Here is a 518-nt window from a genome sequence, read left to right as displayed (position 1 = left end):
AGATTAAAAACTAAATTGTGCCACAAGCGGACAGTCGCAACGCTTGCCGTAAACGGCATAAAATAGCAGGCTAAAATTTGCGACCAAGGAGCACAGCCTGCTGTTTTGTGTCCTTTGGTTTAACGGTCTTGTTAGGAGCCGTAAGTTTCAAGTACTTCAATTAAGTGTGGTTTTGTATACTTTTCGATTGGGCATGTATCATCTGAATCTCCCGAATGCTGATATTCACCCGCATCAAATGCATCATAAATATCAATAGCAGGACTTGGAATAAAATTACCACTGAAATTCATAAAGATATCATCCGTCATGAAACCAAAAATATAATTCATCGCACCATCAGCTAACTCAAACTCTATTTCACATTTCATATAAAGTTTTGCAATTTTAAGTGAAAATGAATTTACCAAGCCAATCAAATCCCCTTGTTCGCTTAGACAAGAGAAGTCTTCGAATGAAATGACGTTTTCATCTGTTTGTTTAATTAGCTCAAGTGTTTCCAATTTATCAAAGGCTCC

General features: G+C 36.9%; 1 protein-coding gene. It reads right to left on the bottom strand.

Translation table 11 applies throughout. The features are described 5' to 3' along the window. Positions 1 to 131: 131 nt before the first annotated feature. A partial coding sequence (locus tag CJF42_RS27955; protein WP_095369403.1) for a hypothetical protein occupies positions 132 to 518 on the bottom strand: 387 nt, incomplete at its 5' end.

Origin of the sequence: Pseudoalteromonas sp. NBT06-2 (genome assembly GCF_002276045.1) — a bacterium.
GTDB lineage: Bacteria > Pseudomonadota > Gammaproteobacteria > Enterobacterales > Alteromonadaceae > Pseudoalteromonas.
Note: the sequence above shows the minus strand (reverse complement) of the source record. Positions and strands in the feature narration are given on the sequence as shown.